The following is a 22898-nucleotide window of genomic DNA, read 5'->3' as shown; positions in this document are numbered from 1 at the left end:
CATGTATAGAAGGAGGAGATACATTGTTAAATTTCACAGTCGGTCCTGTCAGATTGGATAAAGATATACTGGAGATAGGGTCCAAACAAATTCCTTACTTTAGGAATGGAGAATTCTCTGCCATGACATTAGAAAGTGAAGAGCTGTTAAAACAAAGTATGAACTCTCCTTCAGATTCTAGAGTAGTTTTTTTAACTGCCACTGGTACGGCTGCAATGGAAGCAACCGTTTTAAATTTGTTTGATCAAGAAGACAAGTTGCTTGTTGTAAATGGAGGAGTTTTTGGTTCTAGGTTCTCAGAGATTTGCCAAGTCCATAGTCTACATTATAAAGAGATTAAATTAAACTTCTTTGAAGATTTAACTATTGGTGATTTAATTCCTTACGATAAAAAAGGTTTTACCGGCCTTCTCATTAATATACATGAAACCTCTACAGGTGTACTCTATGATATAAATTTGGTTAAGGAGTTTTGTAAAAAAAATCATTTACTCCTAGTAATAGACGCAATTAGTTCATATTTAGCCGATCCTTTTGACATGGAAGGAAGTACTGCTAATGCAGTTATTATTAGCTCCCAGAAAGCATTAGGGCTCCCGCCGGGTATGTCCTATGTTGTTCTCGACAAAAAATCACAAGATCGTGTGAGAGAGATTTCCTTTAAAAGCGTATACTTTAACTTCAACAAATATTTGTCTGACGGTGAAAGAGGGCAGACTCCCTATACTCCAGCCGTAAGTAATTTGTTACAATTGAATAAAAAATTGAAGTATGTTGATAAACAGAGTGTGACAAAAATAATTAAAGAAACTAGAGAACTTGCCATTCATTTTAGAAATGAAATTATCAAGCTGCCTTTTGAAATTCCAACTAAAAGTCCTTCAAACGCATTAACAGCTGTAAGTCCACTTAGATCAATAAGTCCTGAATCAGTTGTTCAATCTCTTAAGATGAATAGTGATATATATGTAATGCCTAACGGAGGAGAATTAAGTTGTAAGATATTTAGAGTCGGACATCTCGGTGCAATTACTATCGAAAATAACCAATATCTACTAGATGAAATAAAGAAAAATTTAAAAACTATTTCATAAAGGGAGGGTTATATTTGAAAGCTATATTATTGGCTGGTGGAAGAGGAACAAGAATTAGCGAATATATTGGCGACGTGCCCAAATGTTCACTTGATATAGGAGGGAGGTCATTAATCCGCCATACTGTTGAATTATTCCAACGAAATAATATTGAAGTTATAATTGTTGTTGGATATAAAGCGGATATCATTAAGGATCTTCTATGCGATCTCGATGTTAAGTATTATTTCAATCCGTTTTATAGTGTTACAAATAGTGTAGCCTCTTTATGGTTTTCGAGAAACGAACTTAAAGACGAAGATATTATCATAGCGAATGCAGATGTATACTTTGAGCAGAATATGTTAGACAAGCTACTAAGCTCTAGGCATGAACAAACTTTCCTAATGGATTCGAATAGTGAACTAGATTACCTTTTCTATTGCAATAATAATCAGCTAATCGGGCATGGTAAAGAATTAAAAGAATATAGTGGGGAATATGTTGGCATAGCAAAAATCAAGAAAATATTTTTGGAGAAGTTCGTAGAGAGACTCGAGGAACTAATAAAAGAGCAAAATCACAATTTTTGGTGGGAAAACGTTTTATATTCATTTATAGATGAGATAACTATAAATGTTGTAGACGTTAGGGGTATGTTTTGGTCAGAAATAGACGTCATAGAAGATTATCAAAGAATCCTTGAATTTCGGAGAAACACTGATTTTGGGTACCAGATTCCGACAGTATTATGAATTGTGTAGGGACCTGACACGCTTTTAAAATTCATGCTTCATATCACATAAAAGGAGAGGGTAGAATTGGCTGATGAAAAAATAGAAAAAGCAGCATTTGCAGGAGGGTGTTTTTGGTGCATGGTGAAACCGTTTAAAGAATGGCCAGGAGTCCACGACATCGTGTCTGGTTATATGGGCGGGCATCTCGATAATCCAACATATGAAGATGTGAAAACAGGCACATCCGGTCATGTGGAAGTCGTTGAAATCACGTTTGATCCTGTACTATTCCCTTATGAGAAGTTACTTGAAGTATACTGGCAACAAATCGATCCAACAGATGCAGAAGGTCAATTTCAAGACCGCGGCTTATCCTACACAACCGCTATTTTTTATTACACAGAGGCGCAACGGGAAGCTGCCGAAAAATCAAAAGAAAATCTAGCGGCAAGTGGCATTTTCACAAAACCGATCGTGACACCAATCCGACGAGCAGAAACGTTCTATCGGGCAGAAGAATACCATCAAGATTATTACATAAAAGAAAAAGATCATTACGAGGAGGATCGTGCACGTTCAGGGCGCAATGAATTCATCGCTGAGCACTGGGGAGAGTAATGGGAATCGCGAGTGTGTGAACGTTCTTACATGATAGAACTTGCACGAAAAGGTAATGTGTTGATTGAGATACACAATCATGAAAGTTTGCACGCACTCATTAAACGAATCTAAATAGCAACAATATGTAATTGAAGAAATGAGTTTTTATACTGGGTCCCGACACAATGTAGAATCGTGTCGAGACCTGTTTTTTATAAATAAATTGAAACTGTTTTTTCTGAAATAAATGATAGTAGATAGTGTATACTGGAATTAAATAGAAATATCTTAATAATTACTTAATTATACGTAGTTCTTGAAAGTAAAATAAAAACTTGTCTGGAGGATGGTGAAAATGAATATCGATGAATTGAAACAACTAGTTACACCACTAGTTTATAACAGGACGACCACTATGCCTTATTTACGTCCTTTCACGCTGCCACAAAGGTTTCAAATTCCTGTTGATATCTTTTTAATAGGCATTAATCCAGCTACATTGATTTCACCTAAAGACATTTGTGTAAATTGTTATGTTAATTTGCTATATAATGAAGAGAAATTTAATGAGTTTTATAGCAATCTTAGATCTAATGACGGCAAGACTAGTATTTCACGTACTCGTTTAGGAACGAGTAGTTTGGTTGGTTTGTTAGAAAGAGAAACGAAACAGAAAGTACTCCGCACAAATGTTATTACTTATCCCACCCCACGAGCTAAAGATCTGAAATCATTGCCTAAAAAAGAAATGGATCGTGCCACACAGTTATTCTTGAAAGTCCTGTATGAACATGAGCCTAAAACCTTAATCACGTATGGACAGTCTACTATTCAACACCTTGTAAGTGTACTAAATAATGCAGGGCTTTTGAGTACTGCCCCTCCGCTAAAGATTAAAATCAGAGAGGAAGAAAAGAGCGGCGTGCCGGTTTTACGTTTCAAATATAAAAGCGGTAAAGAAGCCACTGTTTTTGCATGTAGACATTTAATGTACTATGGGAAAAATGGCGTTTCTTTTAAGGATTTTAAGCAGACGGTCATTACACATATAAATAGTCAGTAGTGAAAGGTAGGGGGCATATTGGGAAAAGAATTTACGTTACGAATTGAAAGTAAAGAGAGTGACTATTTGTTAATAGTAGACAATCAGTCAAATGAGGATGTAGTTAATTTCACAATGTATACAACAGGATTTATGAGTGAAGATGAACATGTATTCACAGTAGACTACAATACACGTGTCGATATATTACAGAGTCAAGAGAGCATGATTGTAGAAGAATTGACTCCGCTAGATTTGGATTATATGACAAATTATAATGTAACAGGTGTGGTGAATGTTTCTTGGATCAATCATCTATTTCAAAATGAAAAGTTGAGAAATTCGGAGAGAAGCGAAACGAAATCGGGTGAAAAAGTTTGGTGTATACCATTAGTAGAAAAAAACTCTATTCCGATAGGTGAACTGATTCAAGTAATGTTTAAAGATAAATATTATACGGAACCCCAAATTTTAGATTCGCACTATAGTCAAATGGTTACAAATCATCCCTTTACAAAACTTGCGCTTGATGAATTATATAGGTTGGCAGATTATTATTATATGGGTGAGGGGAATGATGATCAAAGAAAGTGGGATATGGCTGATTTATTACAACAAGAATATGATGTGAGATTCGAACAATCGGAAGGAAGCGACATTCTGTTGGCTTACTGCGTTGCAGGTTTGGAGTATTTCGGATTGACAGAAGATGAAATGGCAAAGTACTTTTTAACTTATGATTGACAGGCTTTCATGATTGTTCATACATTAACGTTTGTATTTCAAAAAAAATTTAGTATCTCATTTAATTTTCCATTTACAAATTCGTCATCGGTATTAGTAGTCGAGACAGAAAAAAAGGAGATGTGAGAAGTAGTTATATATCCCATCACAATTCAACATCGAGTCACATACAAGAAACCCTTCCATGACCTAAATTAGTCGTAGGAGGGTTTTTGTTCATTAATATAATTCACAGTGAACGCGCCTGTTACTAGAGGGCAGGCAGCTAAACTGATGAAAGCAACCGAAGAGAATAAATCAACAACGATGGTCACGTTAGAGGCAGAAACGGTTGGACTTGATGAACTTCAAAATGCAAGTTTTGAAAATGATAGTAATCTGTATGAATTAATTCGTATAATTGAAAAACCAGGTTTTACAAAAATGAAGATTCAATTGATCCCTTTAAAAGAGGGAGAAGGTAAACTTAACGTTTGGGGTTCACATGAGAGGGTGAACAACCTTAAGAAGTTTACTGTTCATATAAAAAATATAAATGGTGAATTAAAACTTACACTTGAAGAAAAGGCCGATTATTTATCTTCAGTAGGATTACTTGATATAACTGCGGATGAAAAAATTAAAAACATCAGTCTTTCCAAACTAGATGGAAAATTAGTGTCTGACAATGTTTCATTCGAAAACTGCATTAACTCTAACTACTATACGTGCATCGGTATCGAAGAACGTGGAAAGTACATCGCGACTGTACGATTTGCAACAGGTAAAGACCTGCGCTATGCAATTGAAGCTATAGTGCAAAAAGAAGGACGTCTTTATGATATAAAGACGTTAAGAGAGCGACCAACGTATGTATTTGATATAGAAGAATTATTCAATCATGATTATTCTTATGACAAAGAAGCATTGAAAAAGATAGGAAAGCATACGACTCTAACACCAAATGCGAATTGGTACAACTAACATATCAAAAGACAGTAAGTTGAAACTGAACTCTGTCGCTATGGATGGGTCGGACAGAAAACAGAACGTGATTTACATGCACAACAACTTTTTTCGATAAAAAAGACCGCTAATGGATAAATTAACGGTCTTTTCGTCTTCTATTTAACGTACCAGGTCCCGATACTATTCAGAATCGTTTCGGGACTTGGTACCTCTACTCATGTGAATGGTAACAGAAATGATTTATTTATCTTATTTACACCCGAACACGCTTCACAAACAACGAGACAATAAAACCTGTAATAGCAAATCCAGCGATAAAGTAGAATGCATACTTCGTACCCGCTGCAATTATTTCAGCAGACGAAGCACTAGGAGAAGCTTCTAAAAATACGTTTTCACCATGTATCATGAATGTAATCGCCAAAGCCGTTCCCATCGCGCCTGCAATTTGTTGGAGAGTATTCATTACGGCGGAACCATCTGCGTAGAGTTCGCGTGGTAATTCATTTAACCCATTCGTTTGTGCAGGCATAATAATCATTGCAATGCCTACGAAGAATATTAAGAAAGCGATGACCACTTGCCAAATGGGTGTTTCAGCCGAAATAATGACGACGAAAAGGACACTTGAGATCGCGGTCAGTAGGAAGCCGATCGGTAAAATCTTTTTGACACCGAACTTATCCGACAGCATGCCTATCACTGGAGACAACAATGCGTTCAAGGCGCTACCTGGCAACAGAACAAGCCCCGCTACTGCTGCGCTGACGAGTAAAGATGTTCTCATATATAGAGGCAGCAAGATCGCGGTGGATAAAATTAAAAACATCCCAATGAACAATAGCACTGTCCCTAACGTGAACATCGGATATTTAAACACATGTAAATTGATCATCGGCTGCTTCATTTTAAACTGTCTTATGACGAATAAAAGTAGTGAAATGAAACCGACTAGTAATGGGAGATAGACGTATGCAGACGTTAAAGATTTTTCCGCCATGGTGCTTAAGCTATAAATGACTCCACCAAAACCGACCGTAGATAACAAAATCGAAACGACATCAATCGCAGGTTTCGTAATTTGAGAGACGTTGTCAATTTGCTTGAGACCCAACACGATCAACCCTACATAAAACATCAGGCTGACCCAGAAGATGAATGACCAACCAAGTGTATCGACTATCAACCCGGACAAGGCAGGGCCAATTGCAGGAGCTGTCGTGATCACAAGTCCCATGACGCCCATGACCGCACCACGTTTGTGGATCGGGAATATCAATAAAATGACGTTCATCATTAACGGCAATAATATCCCTGTCCCAACCGCTTGAACGACACGCCCTATGAATAACACGGCAAAGCTCGGGGCTAGCGCAGCTAAAATTGAACCGGCTATGGAAAAGCTGAGAGATGCCACGAATAATTGTTTCGTCGTGAACCATCGAATTAAGAGTGAAGAGACAGGTACTAGGATACCGAGCGTTAATAAGTATCCTGTAGTCAGCCACTGTGCGGTAGCGGAGTTAATTGAGAAATCGGCCATAATATTAGTCAGAGCCATATTTAAAGCTGTTTCGCCAAACAACCCGATAAAAGCTCCAAACATAAGGGTAAACGCCATCGCTTTTGGATAACGTACTTGTACTATTTGTAATGAGGACACGATTTACTTCCTTTCTAAAACAGATTGATGCAAAGTACATAATTTTGACGCAATAAAGGATATCAACCCTGGCGACGACCAGAAGCAGATATCCTTAGCTGAAATAAGTTCGTTGCTATTCATAACTTGCCGCTTGAGCATTATAACATGTATATATATATGGAGGAATATAATAGCACCTACAGAAGAAACATTCATGTTTGTTTCTCATGTGGTGCTTATTTATTTTCTTAAAAACATAATTGACCAACAATTCCGAATCCTATATAGTGTTGGTAACTCCAAGAATAATTCTGGTCTTACCAAGCATACACTACTAGTTAAACAGCTTCATAAATTAATTGACTATAGGATAGGAGGACGGTTCATGAATACAAAATATATAAAAGAGTTCATCACGTTTCCAGATATCACTATAATGCTGGTGCTATTTATTCCGCTCATAGTCTATACTTTTTTACATGTTTACTCCGTTGGTGTGTGGATCTCCTTTGTAATAGGGATGGCTACTTATGCAATGAGTGAGTATATGATTCATAGGTTTTTATTTCATATGAAAACGCCGACGAATCCATTTTTACTGAAAACGATTAAGCGCTTACACTTTGATCATCACGTAGATCCAGCAAATTTAAAACTATTGTTCTTGCCGATTTGGTTCAGTTTACCCGGCTTCTCCATGTTTGCATTTATTTTCTATTTAATAACCAATAGTTTTCCGTTCACGATGGCTTATCTTGCGGGAATCATTGTCTATTTCATGTATTATGAATGGAAACATTATATTGCGCATCGTCCTGTTCAACCACGTACTGAAATGGGGAGACGTATTAAAAAAGCGCATCTTTGGCATCATTTTAAAAATGAAAACTACTGGTTTGGTGTAACACATACGTCTTTCGATAAAACGTTCGGAACGTATAAAGATCAGAAAGTAGTTGAAAAAAGCGATACCGCTAAAAACCTAGAGAATCGTACGTAAGGAGACCGATCTATGAATCGAACAGTAACTGTGGAAAAAGAACTGATCAAAGCAATTCTTCAAGGTGAATATTTGGCGGGAAGTCAAATCGAGACGGAGAGAGAATTGGCCGCAATGTATCAACTGGGACGTCCCGCCATTCGAGAAGTCTTACAGCGCTTGAGTCACGGTGGTTGGCTGACGTTACGAAAAGGCCAACGCGCTGTCGTCAATGATTATTGGAACGGAGGAAATATTACTACAATCGTTGATATTATTGAGTATGTCGATCAAGTGCCAGACGCTTTCGTTCTCTACTTTTTGGAATTACGTATTGCACTAACACCTCAATATGTAAAAAAAGCGGTACTGCTTAATTATCCTAAAGTAGTGGGTCTACTAGCTGAAATCGATGAGTTACTAGATACAGCGGAAGCTTTTGCGTTATATGACTGGAAAGTTCAAAAGGAGTTAGCTAGATTGTCAGAAAATCCGCTCTTTTCGCTCGTGCTAAACAGCTTTGAACCAGCGTACGTGAAAATGGCGTTAAAATACTTTGAAAGTTCATTTCGTCGTGAAGCTTCACTCAGTTATTATAAAAAGTTATTGTCCGTTGCATTATTAGGCGATGATCAGCAAGCAGAAAAACTTTCCCAGGAAATGATGAAAAAAAGCTATGATCTATGGAAAAACCAATTATCACCAGATGAGAGAATCGGCGTGAAGTTTAAGCTTGATAGTATACAATAAGTACATTTTATTCGTAAACATTATGGAAAGGAGGATATGTTAATTACTCATTTACTAGTCAAGTCCATTTCAATCATTCTGCTCCTAGTAACCATCTTCACTCTAGATGTTCCAAAAGGAAAAGCGGAATCAGCAGAAGAATCAATCACTATTCTTTTTACGCATGATTTACATGACAACTTCCTTCCATTTGAAGTAGATAGAGGAGAAAAGAAGAAATCCGTCGGCGGATATGCTAGATTACATAGCGCGATTGTTGAGCAAAAAGAGAAAGATCCGGATGCGATTCTAGTTGACGCGGGTGATTTCGCAATGGGCACATTGTTCCAAACGATTTACGCAACTGATGCACCCGGATTACAGATGATGGGGCGGATGGGGTATGACGTGACGACTTTGGGGAATCATGAATTTGACTTTAGAGCAGAAGGTTTAGCGAGTAGTTTACGCGCTGCGAAAGACAGTGGGGAAAAATTGCCTAGTATTGTCGCTTCGAATACGATTTTCTCGACAGATGAGGACGGCAAGATGCCTCGCAACATTCAAGCGTTAAAAAAATCGATGGGCGATTATGACGTAAAAGATTATATGGTAATAGAACGTAAAGGGATTAAAATTGGCATCGTTGGGTTAATGGGAGAAGAAGCAGCTGGCAATGCGCCGATGTCCGGTGTGACGTTTGATGACGCGGTTGAAAGTGCCAAGTCCACGGTGGCGACATTGAAGAATGAAGAACATGTAGATCTAGTCATCGCTCTTTCACATTCAGGTACGTCGGAAATTCCATCGCAGTCCGAAGATGAAATGATTGCAAAGAAAGTTCCTGATATTGATGTTATAATTAGCGGGCATAGTCATACTACATTTGAGGAACCGATTATTGTAGGTACTACTATCTTAGGTTCGGCGGGGCAATATGGAGAAAATCTTGGCGTCCTCCGTATTACACGAAATGAAACCAATAAATGGACAGTTAATCATTATGAATTACGGCCAATTGACGATTCTCTTCCTGTAGATTCAACGATCACTAAAACAATCAATACATACAAAAAATCGATACAAGAGAACTACCTCAATGATTTTGGAATGAAGTTTGATGAAGTGTTAGCCTATTCACCGTTCGATTTCGCGCGTTTTTCCAAGTTAGGAATCGAACAAAAAGAAGAACCTATTGGAAATTTAATAGGCGACTCATTTATTCACATGATTCAACAACTGGAAGGAAAGGACTATGAACCGATCGCTGCCGCGGTTGTTCCAGTGGGTACGATCAGAGATACCTTCAGCAAAGGCGACATCACCGTTTCAAATGTTTTCAATGTCAATTCTTTAGGAATCGGTCCCGATGAAATCTCTGGCTATCCGCTTGTAGACATTTATTTGACCGGTAAAGAGTTGAAGACCATTGCAGAAGTCGATGCTTCGATTACTCCTATTATGAATGAAGTTCAATTGTATATCGCAGGTTTACGGTACACGTTTAATACAAATCGCTTCATTTTCAATAAAGTCACGGATATCAGTTTGCAATCTATGGATGGGACAAACGAAGAAATTGACGATGAAAAGCTTTACCGTGTGGTTGGCGGTTTATACTCCGTTCAAATGCTTCCTTTTGTAAATAAAAAATCTTTTGGTATCCTATCGGTTGTGCCAAAGACAAAAGAAGGTACACCGGTGACAAATTTTGAAGACCACATCGTGTATATGAATGAACACCAAGAAGTGAAAGAATGGTATGCCATTGCAAATTACTTCAAATCCTTTAAAAAGATGAACGGTGTCGCACAAGTACCACCATATTACGAGCAAACACATGGTAGAAAAATCGTAGAGCATGATTCAAATATTTGGGCCATCCTCAAAAATCCGAACGGGATAATCCTAACTGTCTATGCGATCGTACTCACAGTTGTCGGCCTAGTGGCTTTGCTTGTGACGTTTATTGTGAGGAAGCGCAAAAAAAATAGTTGATTCGGTGAGTGGTAAACATGCTGAAATGATGAGCGGATTCACATCGGACGAGGGCGTACACTAGCATCGCATATAGCGATGCTTTTCTTTTACATCACTTTACGAGAATTTGGTTTTATGGATACCTACAGTGGAGTACATAGTAGAGTGGAATAAAAACGTTGAAACATAGTAGCATGAATTCAACACATCTGAAAAAAACGAACCCTTTCACAGGTTATGAACGTATGAATAGTAGAAATATATTTGTTTCTCGAACAAGCTAGTTGATGATTTCAAAGACCATTTACGTGTCCAAAGGTGGTGAAGGACTCATGAGTAACAAAATCTTCATAATGAAAAGATAAAAAACAACAAACAGTAAAATAAAATCTATATCCAGTTGTTGAATAGGCGCCGCGCTAGCATCTTATTATATTGCTTTACAAAATTATGAACTGTTGGACGACTAAATTAGAAAGAGGAGGTTCATAGATGAAAACGGTTAGCCGAGAAATACAAGAAATGACCATAAAATCTTTAGAATCAACGTTTCATAAACTTTCGAATGCTTATAAAAGTATGACGGAAAAAGGTTCCAATACAACACTTGTAGAAAAACGACGTGACGCTATAAAAGTTGGGTTAGAGAGCGTAAAAGACGTTTGGAATGGTGTAGATTTCTTCTATACTAAAGAAGAGATCTTACAATCTAAGGATATTCTACAACGTATCATTCCATCTATTGAAAAACAATTAGTAAAAGCAAAGGATGGCAGTCCTCAAAAAACGTTAAATGAGCGTCGTGTCATCGCACTTAAACTGGCTATCGAATCCTTGGAAACCCGTCTTAAATGAAGTGAACGCGATCTCTGATTACTTCATTGTATCCATAGCATGAGTTTTCACATAAGACGAAATCAGAATAATAATATTATGTAAACTAACAATCAGATTTAATCAGAGCTCAGTAACTTCATATGCTTTTATGGCCGTTTTTTGTGGAATGAATAGGCTTTTGGAGCACGAACCACTAGATGAATATGAACTAGAAGAAGTAACGGAAAATCTATACTAAAAGCAGAAAAACGATTGGATGTATTACTACCAAATTTTCATGCCTAAATTAAGTATATTTTAGCGGATAAATAATTGCGGCTGTTCAACACGCGCCGTGTTAGAATTGAATCAGTAAATTGCAGAAAAAACAAATTGAAAATACCTGAGGTGAACAGTATGGTGTTTAATAAACAATCCTTACGCATGATTTGGCCTATTCTATTTTTACTTGTACTGGCTTCCAACTTTGCTTTATATCGTTCTTCACTAGGAATCAGCATTTTGCCTGCGAATACCAATCCTGTAGTTCTAGGTTCTCTCATCGATCTCACTATTGTAGCTCCAGTATTATTTTTAGCGTGGCAACGGAAACTAAGCTGGAAATATTTCCTTACTTTAATGGCAGGTGGACTAATCGTCGCTCGCTTTATCATTCCAATGCACTATTTAACCCCTTTTAAAACGCTTACTCTAATGGGCTTTGTAGTGGAAGCTGTGTTCGTTTTGCTTGAACTATTATTATTGTTGACTCTATTCAAGTATTTACCTGAAATTATCCGGAGCGTGAAGAAGAGTTCTTTACCCCATTTATTTGCTTTCTCCAATGCAGTAGACCAAAAAGTAAGGAAACAACCGATTATTCAAGTGATTTGTTCAGAAATGCTGATGTTCTATTATGCTTTTTGCCTTTGGAAGAAACAGCCTCTACCTAAAGAAAATACGTTTACGCTACATCAGAATTCAAGTCTAATTGCCTTTCAAGTGATGATGATTCATGCAATTGTAGTTGAAACGTTGGGAGTGCATTGGTGGTTACATGATAAGTCACTGATTTTATCGTTGCTACTTTTAGTTATAAATATCTATTCCGTTGTTTTATTTTTAGGAGACATTCAAGCTATACGATTTAACCCGCTACAAGTGGATCATGATCGCATGTATGTTTCATTGGGCTTAATGAAACGTATGGAAATAAAGTGGAAGGACATTGATGGAATCATAGAAGACCGTCCCACATTAGAAAAAAAGCTCAATAAGAATACGATAGATTTTGTAGCACGCGATTTTGAGAAAACGTACCCGGACATCATAATAAAACTAAAACATCCACAGGAAGCGGTTTTGTTCATGGGGATGAAGAAAAAGTATGAGCAAGTGGCTATTCGAGTAGATGACTCCGAAAAATTCAAGGAGATATTGAAAACGAAATTACAAAACTAGTTGAATGATAGTATTTATCCACGAATTGGGCACGAGAGCGGCATTTAATATATGAACTTTAAACTCTTTCAAAACATACCATGATAGAAATGTATGTCGAAAGGTGATCCTGCGTATGGATAGTCAATTACGTTCATTTATTTATGGATTGCAAACTAGAACGCCTTTACAAACTGTAGAGTTATGGATTTTAGGGTTGCAAAATCGAAGTGGCGCCGTTCAATATGCAGTGCTATCTCCAGCACTTCAAAAACGAACACAAAAGCAATTTGTAGAAAATAATTGGATAACTGGACAATCGAGTCCGTGGGTGTCAAATATTCATATTGTCCATGTAAATAAAATCAATGAAACAACGCAACAATTTACTCTTGCCTATGACCTGATCACTTCTTATGCAAGTTTCGGGAAAGGGCATAAAGTGATTACGGTAGAAAAGAATCCGGAACCGGGACGTGAGAATTGGTTCATTACGAAAATTAGTACGACATCCCTCCCAAATGAAGCGATTACCCCAGCTGAAATGATTAATCAATAAAATGATATACTTAGTACTAGATGTGCATAGGCTGTGATTCTCGATTTAGCAACCTTTTTTAGAATTGCACGGTTTAAGTAATGAAAAATTCTTAGGAAGTCAAGTGCCGACTGTCTGTATGAGAAAATGAATGTTTTAACCCTTTTAGCCTACTATATAAGCGCTTTTATGAGGTGATATACGTAGATGAATTCTGCATATGTACTGTTTATAAAGGGCTCAGGTAGCGAAATGATAGAAGTATATTCAGATTCTGGAATATATAATTGACAAAAAGAAGTGATGGAGACCATAGCCGTCTCCATCACTTCTATTTAACCTCTCCTACTCCTCTTGCATCCATAATTTGCTCGACTCGATCCTTGAACAATAAATACATTCCATGACCGACATAGCTGTACCGGTAATACAAAAAGCTTTGTTCATCTAATAAATAAAGAGTTCAGGGTTTTTCCAATTGATGCTTTTTTATATGGTACTGTAAGCTTTGACGGGTGATTCCCAGTCTGCGCGCGGCTTCTGAGATATTCCATTCGGTCTGTTCTAGAGAAGTTTGGATAAACTGCTTTTTCGACTGATTCAATAAGCTCTTTATCGGTCTACTTGCTTTGTCTTCTCCATTTTCTACAAGTAGTCGTTGCTCAGAAATAATTTTTCCACGAATATACGAAGGTAAGTGCTGAATTTCAATTGCCTTTGCATCCTCGTTCACTCTGATGACAATATTCTGCATTAAATGCTCTAACTCTCTAATATTTCCGGGCCACGAATAGCGTAGCAGTGCATCCCGCAAAGAAGGAGACAGCGGGGGTGTTTGAGTGCCCATTTTTTCCTGGAAATATTCCAAAAAGTAATTAATGAAAAATAAAATATCTTCGGGACGATCGCGCAACGGAGGGATAAATAGACTTGTATTAGCAACACGATAAAATAAGTCTAGTCGCATCCGTTCTTCTTCAATCAATCGTTCAGGATCTTCGTTTGATGCACTAATAACTGTACAGCGGACGGGAGTTACGTCGTTAGATCCTACTCGACGTACTAAACGCTCCTGCAATACGCGCATGAGTTTCGATTGCAACGTCATAGGCATGGAATTTATTTCGTCCATGAATAGTGTGCCTTCTCCAGCATATTCAAACAAACCGATTTGGTCTGTAGCACCCGTGAACGCTCCTTTTATCGTACCGAACAATGTACTTTCCAATAAATTTTCTGGAATAGCAGCGCAGTTGATAGCAACAAATGGCTTATCTCGGCGTGAACTGTGATTATGCATACTTTGTGCGAATAGTTCTTTCCCTGTTCCAGTTTCTCCTACAATCAATGTATCTGTATTGTATACAGATACCGCCTGAGCTTCTCTTAATAGTGCTTTTAATTCGGTACTTTGACCTTTAATATCTTCAAAAGTAAAAATGGTTCCATTAGAAGAGAAAGCTTTTTCCTCGGTTACTTGATGTTTACTTCGCTTTAACTCAATCGTTTGATAAAGTTGATCTTTTAATTTGGATTCATTTGTACTAATAGAGAAGACCCCGATCGTTTCTCCATCTTTCTTTATAGGAAATGTACTGTAGCTGACATACTGTGGAACTCCGTCTACTTTAGAGTGTGCGCGATATCTTGAGAAGATTGGTTTACCGGTACTAAATACGTGTCGGTGTTCAGAGAACTGTGGATTATAGTTATACGCATCCCATAAAGGTCTTCCAATTATTTCTTGAGCATTTAAACCTTCCATTTTCTCTTGTGCTGCATTGTAAAGCGTAATATCCCCAACAGAGTTACTCATCATCACGCCTTCATCTATAGTTTGGATAACTTCTTCTAAGCAATACAGACGCGCTTCGTTGTTGTCCAATTGGAATGAAAATTCTTTTATACATAAGATCACTAGAGGTTCAGGCTCTTCAAGTCGCTGGACAGCTACCTGTAATGGCTGATCTTGAATCTCTATATAAAATTCTTCTTGGTGGTAGAAGTGCAAATCTCCTCGTTTAAATAACTTATTAATATCAGTAGCCAAATCTATTGTAAAGGATAGATTTTCTTTCAATTCATACCATAAAACTTTGTTTGATGAATTAAGTACAATGACGCCGTCTACAAAACTTCTCGCGAATGTACCAATGGCTTTAGCAAACATCTAATAACCTCCTATGTTCAGTAGAAATTTTATTATATCATTTAGATGTCAGAAAAGTCTGCACTTGCATGCAGGAAATATCTGCATAGTTGAAAATGCTTTATGGCTAAGTGTTTTTTGAACGTTGTGGTTGAAAAGTTAGTGCAAAGAGGAAATTTATCTGCAGGTGAAAGTGAAAATTAATAGGAATCTACCATCGGAGTTCCGAATATTTTTAATGGTCATAAACCTTGGTGTAATAAGATTTCTATAGAATAATTACTATTTGTTTTTTCTCTTTTCGGAAGTTGGCACGGTACTTGCAATATATTAAAGCGAGAAACAAAAATACTAGTATATTCAGGGGGAATTCATAATGACGACAAAACCAGAAATTTTATATTCCGTAAAAGCGCAAAGAGGACCAAAACTTCGCTGCAAAGGATGGAGACAAGAAGCGATTCTTCGTATGTTAGAAAACAACATGGAAAATGCAGAGAAACCTGAAGAACTAGTAATCTACGGCGGAATCGGTAAGGCAGCCCGTAACTGGGAATCCTATCATGCGATTGTCCAATCATTGAAAGATCTAGAAGACGACGAGACATTAGTGGTTCAATCTGGTATGCCGGTTGCGATCTTTAAAACCCATAAATACGCTCCGACAGTTGTCATGGCGACAACGAATATTATGAAAGCGGATTGGCCTACATTCTATGATCTGCAAGATAAGAACCTAACAATCTATGCAAACTATACTGCAGCACCTTGGGAGTATATCGGAACACAAGGCGTAATCCAAGGTACATTTGAGACATTATCAGCGATTGCTCGCCTTCACTATAACGACTCCCTCGTGGGTAAGATCCTATTGACTGCAGGTGCAGGTGGTATGGGTGGAAACCAAACACGTGCGATGACAATGCATGGTGGCGTGTGTATTCTAGTTGACTCAAATGTGGAAATTATCAATCGACGCATTGAGAAAGGTTTCATTGATGAACTAGCTCCTTCACTTGATGAAGCGATTAAAAAGGCGAAAGAATACGCTGCAGCAGGCAAACCACTTGGAATCGCAGTAGTTGGAAACGCTGCAGACATATTTGAAGAAATTTTGAAGAGTGACTTCCGTCCCGAAATTGCAACGTCTATGACGCCAGGTCATGACCCGATCTCATATCTTCCTTCCGGCTACACAGTAGAAGAAGCAGAGCTGTTGCGTGATACAGACCGTGACTTGTATTTGGAAAAAGGTCGCGAAACAATGATTCGTGAATTGAAAGCGCTTATTCAGTTCATGGATGAAGGTGTTCATGCATTTGAATACGGTACAAGCCATCGTAAAGAGTGTATGGATGCAGGGATGGATAAAGAAGAGGCGAAGCGTTTGCCAGGATTCGTAGCGGAATATATTCGTCCATTGTTCTGTGAAGGCCGCGGACCTTTCCGTTGGATTTGTCTATCAGGAGAAGCAGAAGACCTTCGTAAAATTGATGATATGATTCTTGAGAAGTTTGCAGATGACTACTTGGTTACGCGTTGGATTAAACTAGCGAAAGAACATATTCCAATCGAAGCACTTCCTGCACGTATTTGTTATATGGGCTTTGGTCAGCGGAAAAAGTTTGCTTTAGAAGTAAATGACATGATTCGTCGTGGTGAATTAGCGGGTCCAGTTGCATTTTCACGTGACAACTTGGATTCAGGATCTATCGTTAACCCGACATTTGAATCAGAAAACATGAAAGACGGCAGTGACTTGATTTCTGATTGGCCGATGTTGAACGGATTATTAAATGCAGTGGGTATGTGTGATCTTATCGCAATTCAAGCAAACTACTCTATGGGTGAAGCAGTTCATACAGGTGTCACGATGGTAGCGGACGGCACAGCTGAATCCGATATGCGTCTTGAAGTTGCGATGACAGTAGACTCCGGAATTGGTGTGGTCCGCCATGCACAGGCCGGCTATGAAACGGCACGTGATGTGGCTAACGGTAAAGGCGAATTGACTGAGGAAAGTATTAAAATTCCATTATGGTGGGAGAGTAAAGCAACATTTGGACCTAAAGATTTAGTGAAAGCAGAAATGAAATAATTAGTACTAGAACCTAAGAGAAGTGGGTGGGGGATGTCAAACGCCTGTTTGACCTCCTCTGTTCTTGTTTAACTAACAAAAACACTTACTAGGGCGGGTGAGGAGAATGAACGATGTAAATGAGATGGTTGATTTGATGGATGCACATCCTATAGAGGAACAAGAAAATATTTACTCCATGCGTAACATTTTCAGCTTTTTCTTCTTCAGTTTAATTGGTATTTTCATGTTTTTTGTTCCAATAGATTTGAATGGGAAAACTTCTATTCCTTTAGATCATTTTGTAACGTGGATTCGTAATACCATTCCAACATTTGTTTCATATTATATTTTGATCATTATGGTTCTTGGAGCTTCTTACCCTTTTTATTCGGGTGTTTGGCGTAGAACCAAAATGGATATGATTTTCTCTAGTTTAAAAGTTTTAGGAGCAATCGCATCTTTTCTTGTTTTATTTGAAATGGGTCCTAGATGGTTATTGGCGGATGATATGGGGCCTTATTATTATTCGGTAGTATTGACGCCAATTGGTGTATTGATTCCAATTGGAGCAATCTTTTTAGCATTGTTAGTGGGCTATGGTTTGCTGGAATTTATCGGAATCCTAATGCAATCTATTATGAGACCTGTTTGGAAAACTCCTGGAAAGTCAGCGGTAGACGCTGTCGCTTCTTTTGTAGGTAGTTATTCTATCGGACTGTTGATCACGAATCGCATTTACAAAGAAGGCAAATACTCCCGTCGTGAAGCAACTATTATTGCTACTGGATTTTCTACCGTATCTGCTACATTTATGGTCGTCGTCGCTAAGACATTGAATTTAATGGAGATTTGGAATCTGTACTTTTGGCTAACATTCCTTGTCACATTTTTGGTTACTGCGATTACAGTCAGAATGTGGCCGATCAACAAAATACCTGATGATTACTATACGGGCGATGGTGCACCTGAAGTAATTATTAAAGAGAAAAGAATCCAGCATGCTTGGCAAGAGTCGATGCTAACTGCTCAAAATGCGCCAGGACTTTTTAAAAATGTCATATCGACGCTGAAGGATGGTATTCTCATGGCGATGAGTGTACTACCATCTGTTATGGCAATAGGCTTAATTGGTTTAATCTTGGCTAATCATACGCCTGTGTTCGATTATTTAGCTTATATATTCTTACCATTAACGTGGATTTTACAAATACCTGAACCATTTCTAGCTGCAAAAGCAGCAATGATCAATCTTGTGGATATGTTCTTACCATCATTAATGGTGATAGAAACTAGTCTACATACACGATTCATTGTAGGTTCTATTTCCATCTCCACTATTCTATTTTTCTCTGCGTTGATCCCGTGTATCTTATCCACAGATATCCCAATTAAAATGCGGGAGATTGTAGCTCTCTGGTTCATCAGAACGGTCTTATCATTAATTATTGTAACTCCATTAGCATTTTTATTCCTATGAAAGCGCTTTCCAATAAAAGGCACAACATTATTTAGCAGGAGGGTTCTATTGTGACTCTAATGAATGGTAATACAAAAGTCGATTTAGTAATTCGTCATGCAGCGGAAGTTTTGACTTGCGCTGAAGAAGGAATGGCAGGTCTTGGTGTCATTAAAGATGCTTGGGTTGCGGTGAAAGACGGACGTATTGCGGGAGTAGGTTCAGAAAAAGAAGGAAGTAGCACAATCAATCTGGACGATGCGCGTCAAATTGATGCTACTGGAAAGGTTGTCGCACCAGGGTTTGTTGATTCGCATACGCACCTCGTCTTCAATGGTACACGTGTAGAAGAGTACGCTGTAAAAATAGCAGGAAGTGATTTGAATAAATTAGTAGAAATGGGCATAACGGCAGGACCAAACCGAACTATAGAACTGACTCGATATGCATCTGAGGAAGAGTTATTTCGACAATCAAAAAAACGAATGATGAACATGTTAGAGTACGGCATGACAACCATTGAAAGTAAAAGTGGATATGGGTTAACGACAGAAAGTGAAATTAAAATTTTGGAAGTTGGACGACGTCTGGATAAAGAAACACCTGTTGATGTATATAACACATTTTTAGGGGCACACGGATTCCCAGAAGGCATGACAAAAGAAGAGTATTTACGTGTCATTATAGAAGATATGATTCCAAAAATCGGCGAACGTAAATTGGCGGAGTTCTGCGATGCTTGGTGTGATGACGGATACTTCACGGCCGAGGAGTCCGAACAGATACTTGAAGCTGGCTTAAAATATGGTATGAAACCGAAATTGCATGCGGATGCCTACTCGTATATCGGTGGATCTGATCTTGCAGTCAAAATGAATATGGTCTCCGTCGATCATTTAAACTACACGCCGGTTGAAGTAATGGAGAAACTTGCTAAATCGAATGTAACAGGTGTGTTAATGCCAGCATTAGATTTTGCGGTAGGTCATACCAAACCTTTCGATGCACGTAAAATGCTGGATTTAGGAATGAATATTGCGCTGGCCACGGATCTTTGTCCAGCATGTTATACAGAGTCGATGCAATTTGTTATCAATTTAGCTTGCAGACTGTATAAATTCACGGTGGAAGAAGCTATCAAAGCAGCGACTTACGGTGGAGCATGCGCGTTAGATTTACATGATCGGGGCGTGATTGCTGAAGGCAAAATAGCTGATCTACAGATTTGGGCTATTCCTTCTTATGTCCATATCGCATATGAACTCGGAACCAATATTGTGGAGACTGTATTAAAAGACGGCGAAGTAGTCGTAGAGCATGTAAAAGCACAGTGAGAAAAGGAGCGATGTAGAATGACAAATAAACAAGTGAAAAATAACGCAGCAGAATGTGTGGATGAAAAACGTTTACTCGACTTATTCCTTGAACTAGCAAAAATTGACGGACCTAGTGGGAAAGAACAAAAGGTAGCAGACTACTTGGTGAAGGCACTACCAGAACTAGGTTTTACTTTTGAATTCGATGAGGCGCATAAAGAATTCGGCGGACAAGTCGGCAACTTGATTGCGTATAAAGAAGGAACAGATTCATCTGTAGCACCAGTATTTTTCTCTACACATATGGATACTGTGCTTTCTACGAAAGACTTAAAGCCAGTAATTAAAGACGGTGTGATCTACTCAGATGGCACAACCATCTTAGGAGCAGATGATCGGGCAGCATTGGCCGCATACTTAGAAGGTGTTCGTGCTGTGATTGAGAGTGGAATTCCACATGGGCCGATTGAATTGGTCTTGACAGTCAATGAACAGCCAGGTCTCGTAGGTGCGCGTCATTTAGATTACAGCAAACCGAAAAGTAAATTCGGTTACATTTTTGATAGTAGCGGTGATGTGGGTCAAACGATTTTGAAAGGTCCATATAGTAGTAGGATCTGGATGAAAGTAAAAGGAAATGCGGCGCATATTGCTCTGAATTCAGAAGAAGGGAATAATGCGTTCATTTTAGCGGCAGCTGGTTTGTTGAAGCTGAACTTAGGTGAGATCGATGAAGAAACCTTAGCGAATATAGGTATTATCGAAGGCGGAGAACTCACTTCCATTATACCGGGCGAAGTGACAGTCGCTGGTGAAGTGCGTAGTTTCTCCAAAGATAAGTTAGATAAGCAACTACAACATATGGAAGACGCCATGCGTAAAGCTGTGGAAGATCGTGGTGGCTCCGTAGACGTGAAAATCGAGAAAAAGTATAGTGGTTTCGCAATTCCGGAAGATCATATCCTAACAAAAACCGTTTTGGATGCATCGGCCAATATAAGTGTCGATCCATACCTAACCCAAACACTAGGCGGAGCTGACACAAATGTATTAAATGAAAATGGATTGACTTGCTTGACGTTAGGGAACGGTTTTCAAAATATCCATTCATTCCGAGAATGCATCAGCATAGAAAACCTAACAAATACAGGAAAATTAACCGCCGCATTAATTCAGAAGTGGTATGAAAGTCAAAAGTAATCTGATGCGAGAGATTGATTAAAAGAAGGTACTGAAATTAGATAAGAATTCAGGGGGATGAGAGTAGTGTTAATGAATCCAGTGTTCATTTCCGTATTAGTTCTAACAGTATTAAGCCTAGCTAGAGTGCATGTCATATTTGCGATATTAATGGCAGCGATAACAGCGGGACTTCTTTCCAACTTATCGTTATCAGATACAGTTTCCTTATTTCTTGGCGGAATGGGTGGTCAGTCTGAAACTGCATTAAGCTATATATTGCTGGGAATCTTTGCAGCCATGATTGCCCATTCGAGCATTACAAAATTGTTGATAGATAAATTATTGTCAGTAAAAAAAATGAGTAAATATACGTTGCTTTTGATGATTGCGGGCTTGACTTGTCTGTCAGGAAATTTGATACCGGTACATATTGCCTTCATACCGATTCTCATCCCGCCTTTGTTGATTTTCTTCAACTATTTGCGTTTGGATCGACGAGCTGTCGCTTGCGCTCTGACGTTCGGTTTGAAGATGCCTTATATGTTAATTCCAGCAGGTTACGGTTTGATCTTCCACGGCATAATTGTCCAGGAAATCAGTAGCAACGGGATGCCGGTCACATTATCGCAAGTACCTTTTGCAATGGCAATACCAACAGTCGGTATGTTTGTCGGTTTATTTATCGCAGTATTCATAACGTATCGTAAGCCACGTGATTATGCATCTGCAGAAGAACGCGCTAGTCAGGAACAAATATTTTCATCTACTGTTCAATTAGCGGCTACAGAGGGATCGGTTAGACACAAGCTTGACTTACGAGATATTTTAACGCTTGTTGCGATTGTTGCTGCTTTAGTCGTCCAGGTTTTGTTACACTCATTAGTGATCGGTGCGTTAGTAGGCATTATCGTGATGTTTGTTGCAAGAGTCGTCACATTGAGTGAAGGTGAAATGGTTGTCCAAGAAGGTGTGAAGCTTATGGGAGCGATTGCATTTGTCATGCTTCTTGCTTCAGGCTATGCAACTGTTTTAAAAGATACAGGTGCTGTAACCAGTCTGGTGACGGCGGTAGAAGGCTATTTCAGCTATGGTAAAGTGGCGGGAGCTGCACTTCTCTTATTGATTGGTTTACTAGTGACCATGGGGATTGGAACGTCGTTCGGAACGATTCCGATACTCACTGCAGTGTTCGTTCCGATATGTATGGTTATGGGGTTCAGTCCTCTTGCGACCATTGCATTGATCGGTACAGCAGGGGCATTAGGAGACGCAGGTTCACCCGCTTCAGACAGTACACTTGGGCCCACATCAGGATTGAACGCGGACGGTAAACATCATCATATTTGGGATACGTGTGTGCCTACATTTTTACATTATAATATTCCTTTATTTATATTCGGAATAGTGGCAGCTGTAGTTTTATAAAAAAGAATAAGAGGTGTTG

General features: G+C 38.5%; 19 protein-coding genes. 17 read left to right on the top strand and 2 right to left on the bottom strand.

The features are described from left to right. The first annotated feature begins 23 nt into the window (after window positions 1-23). The 6 genes from CSV73_RS10185 (at window position 24) to CSV73_RS10160 (ending at window position 5159) form a co-directional block, all read left to right on the top strand. The gene (locus tag CSV73_RS10185; protein ID WP_099627467.1) at window positions 24-1094 is read left to right on the top strand and encodes a pyridoxal-phosphate-dependent aminotransferase family protein; all 1071 of its coding nucleotides are present in this window, start codon (window positions 24-26) and stop codon (window positions 1092-1094) included. A 14-nt stretch (window positions 1095-1108) separates the two neighbouring features. After that, the gene (locus tag CSV73_RS10180; RefSeq protein WP_099627466.1) at window positions 1109-1828 is read left to right on the top strand and encodes a phosphocholine cytidylyltransferase family protein; all 720 of its coding nucleotides are present in this window, start codon (window positions 1109-1111) and stop codon (window positions 1826-1828) included. A gap of 81 nt (window positions 1829-1909) precedes the next feature. After that, the gene (gene msrA / locus CSV73_RS10175) at window positions 1910-2428 is read left to right on the top strand and encodes a peptide-methionine (S)-S-oxide reductase MsrA (protein ID WP_099627550.1); all 519 of its coding nucleotides are present in this window, start codon (window positions 1910-1912) and stop codon (window positions 2426-2428) included. Window positions 2429-2765: 337 nt separating this feature from the next. Beyond that, on the top strand, window positions 2766-3473 hold the full coding sequence (locus CSV73_RS10170) for a hypothetical protein (protein ID WP_099627465.1): 708 nt from the start codon (window positions 2766-2768) through the stop codon (window positions 3471-3473). 18 nt (window positions 3474-3491) lie between these two features. Further along, on the top strand, window positions 3492-4196 hold the full coding sequence (locus CSV73_RS10165) for a hypothetical protein (RefSeq protein ID WP_099627464.1): 705 nt from the start codon (window positions 3492-3494) through the stop codon (window positions 4194-4196). Window positions 4197-4469: 273 nt separating this feature from the next. Further along, a complete protein-coding gene (locus tag CSV73_RS10160) occupies window positions 4470-5159 on the top strand; it encodes a hypothetical protein (protein WP_143560952.1) in 690 nt (229 codons plus the stop codon). Between the two features lie 238 nt (window positions 5160-5397). Here CSV73_RS10160 and CSV73_RS10155 read toward each other — a convergent pair whose 3' ends face one another. Next, window positions 5398-6765, bottom strand: coding sequence for a DHA2 family efflux MFS transporter permease subunit (locus CSV73_RS10155; RefSeq protein WP_099627549.1), 1368 nt, complete (start codon window positions 6763-6765; stop codon window positions 5398-5400). A gap of 409 nt (window positions 6766-7174) precedes the next feature. Between CSV73_RS10155 and CSV73_RS10150 the strand changes: the two genes are divergently transcribed. The 6 genes from CSV73_RS10150 to CSV73_RS10125 all read left to right on the top strand — a co-directional run bounded on the left by CSV73_RS10150 (window position 7175) and on the right by CSV73_RS10125 (window position 13292). Further along, complete coding sequence (locus CSV73_RS10150) at window positions 7175-7789, top strand: sterol desaturase family protein (RefSeq protein WP_099627462.1); 615 nt, start codon at window positions 7175-7177, stop codon at window positions 7787-7789. Window positions 7790-7801: 12 nt separating this feature from the next. Further along, entirely contained in the window at window positions 7802-8518 is a 717-nt protein-coding gene (locus CSV73_RS10145; protein WP_099627461.1) for a GntR family transcriptional regulator, read from the top strand. A gap of 36 nt (window positions 8519-8554) precedes the next feature. Beyond that, entirely contained in the window at window positions 8555-10495 is a 1941-nt protein-coding gene (locus tag CSV73_RS10140; protein WP_099627460.1) for a bifunctional metallophosphatase/5'-nucleotidase, read from the top strand. A 474-nt stretch (window positions 10496-10969) separates the two neighbouring features. Continuing rightward, entirely contained in the window at window positions 10970-11332 is a 363-nt protein-coding gene (locus CSV73_RS10135) for a hypothetical protein (protein ID WP_099627459.1), read from the top strand. Window positions 11333-11710: 378 nt separating this feature from the next. Continuing rightward, on the top strand, window positions 11711-12754 hold the full coding sequence (locus CSV73_RS10130) for a beta-carotene 15,15'-monooxygenase (protein ID WP_099627458.1): 1044 nt from the start codon (window positions 11711-11713) through the stop codon (window positions 12752-12754). A 115-nt stretch (window positions 12755-12869) separates the two neighbouring features. Then, window positions 12870-13292, top strand: coding sequence for a hypothetical protein (locus CSV73_RS10125; RefSeq protein ID WP_099627457.1), 423 nt, complete (start codon window positions 12870-12872; stop codon window positions 13290-13292). 442 nt (window positions 13293-13734) lie between these two features. Here the strand turns inward: CSV73_RS10125 and CSV73_RS10120 are convergent, their stop codons facing one another. Further along, entirely contained in the window at window positions 13735-15441 is a 1707-nt protein-coding gene (locus tag CSV73_RS10120; RefSeq protein WP_085130887.1) for a sigma-54 interaction domain-containing protein, read from the bottom strand. A gap of 355 nt (window positions 15442-15796) precedes the next feature. On the opposite strand from CSV73_RS10120, the gene hutU reads away from it, so the two are divergent. The 5 genes from hutU (at window position 15797) to CSV73_RS10095 (ending at window position 22879) form a co-directional block, all read left to right on the top strand. Beyond that, window positions 15797-17518: a urocanate hydratase gene (hutU, locus tag CSV73_RS10115; protein WP_085130886.1), complete on the top strand. Its 1722-nt coding sequence runs from the start codon at window positions 15797-15799 to the stop codon at window positions 17516-17518. Window positions 17519-17624: 106 nt separating this feature from the next. Then, window positions 17625-18977: a YjiH family protein gene (locus CSV73_RS10110; RefSeq protein ID WP_232319186.1), complete on the top strand. Its 1353-nt coding sequence runs from the start codon at window positions 17625-17627 to the stop codon at window positions 18975-18977. Between the two features lie 59 nt (window positions 18978-19036). Next, entirely contained in the window at window positions 19037-20290 is a 1254-nt protein-coding gene (gene hutI / locus CSV73_RS10105; RefSeq protein WP_099627547.1) for an imidazolonepropionase, read from the top strand. Window positions 20291-20308: 18 nt separating this feature from the next. Then, complete coding sequence (locus CSV73_RS10100; protein ID WP_099627456.1) at window positions 20309-21472, top strand: M20/M25/M40 family metallo-hydrolase; 1164 nt, start codon at window positions 20309-20311, stop codon at window positions 21470-21472. A gap of 57 nt (window positions 21473-21529) precedes the next feature. Further along, a complete protein-coding gene (locus tag CSV73_RS10095; RefSeq protein ID WP_099627455.1) occupies window positions 21530-22879 on the top strand; it encodes a Na+/H+ antiporter family protein in 1350 nt (449 codons plus the stop codon). The last annotated feature ends 19 nt before the right edge of the window (window positions 22880-22898 follow it).

The sequence above is a fragment of the Sporosarcina sp. P1 genome (genome assembly GCF_002743155.1).
Lineage (GTDB): Bacteria > Bacillota > Bacilli > Bacillales_A > Planococcaceae > Sporosarcina > Sporosarcina ureae_B.
Note: the sequence above shows the minus strand (reverse complement) of the source record. Positions and strands in the feature narration are given on the sequence as shown.

Coding starts and splice junctions, on each gene's coding strand:
- CSV73_RS10170 (WP_099627465.1), top strand. CDS start 2,766: ATGAATATCGATGAATTGAAACAACTAGTTACACCACTAGTTTATAAC.
- CSV73_RS10160 (WP_143560952.1), top strand. CDS start 4,470: ATGAAAGCAACCGAAGAGAATAAATCAACAACGATGGTCACGTTAGAG.
- CSV73_RS10155 (WP_099627549.1), bottom strand. CDS start 6,765: ATGGCGTTTACCCTTATGTTTGGAGCTTTTATCGGGTTGTTTGGCGAA.
- CSV73_RS10150 (WP_099627462.1), top strand. CDS start 7,175: ATGAATACAAAATATATAAAAGAGTTCATCACGTTTCCAGATATCACT.
- CSV73_RS10145 (WP_099627461.1), top strand. CDS start 7,802: ATGAATCGAACAGTAACTGTGGAAAAAGAACTGATCAAAGCAATTCTT.
- CSV73_RS10140 (WP_099627460.1), top strand. CDS start 8,555: ATGTTAATTACTCATTTACTAGTCAAGTCCATTTCAATCATTCTGCTC.
- CSV73_RS10135 (WP_099627459.1), top strand. CDS start 10,970: ATGAAAACGGTTAGCCGAGAAATACAAGAAATGACCATAAAATCTTTA.
- CSV73_RS10130 (WP_099627458.1), top strand. CDS start 11,711: ATGGTGTTTAATAAACAATCCTTACGCATGATTTGGCCTATTCTATTT.
- CSV73_RS10125 (WP_099627457.1), top strand. CDS start 12,870: ATGGATAGTCAATTACGTTCATTTATTTATGGATTGCAAACTAGAACG.
- CSV73_RS10120 (WP_085130887.1), bottom strand. CDS start 15,441: ATGTTTGCTAAAGCCATTGGTACATTCGCGAGAAGTTTTGTAGACGGC.
- hutU (WP_085130886.1), top strand. CDS start 15,797: ATGACGACAAAACCAGAAATTTTATATTCCGTAAAAGCGCAAAGAGGA.
- CSV73_RS10110 (WP_232319186.1), top strand. CDS start 17,625: ATGAACGATGTAAATGAGATGGTTGATTTGATGGATGCACATCCTATA.
- hutI (WP_099627547.1), top strand. CDS start 19,037: ATGAATGGTAATACAAAAGTCGATTTAGTAATTCGTCATGCAGCGGAA.
- CSV73_RS10100 (WP_099627456.1), top strand. CDS start 20,309: ATGACAAATAAACAAGTGAAAAATAACGCAGCAGAATGTGTGGATGAA.
- CSV73_RS10095 (WP_099627455.1), top strand. CDS start 21,530: ATGAGAGTAGTGTTAATGAATCCAGTGTTCATTTCCGTATTAGTTCTA.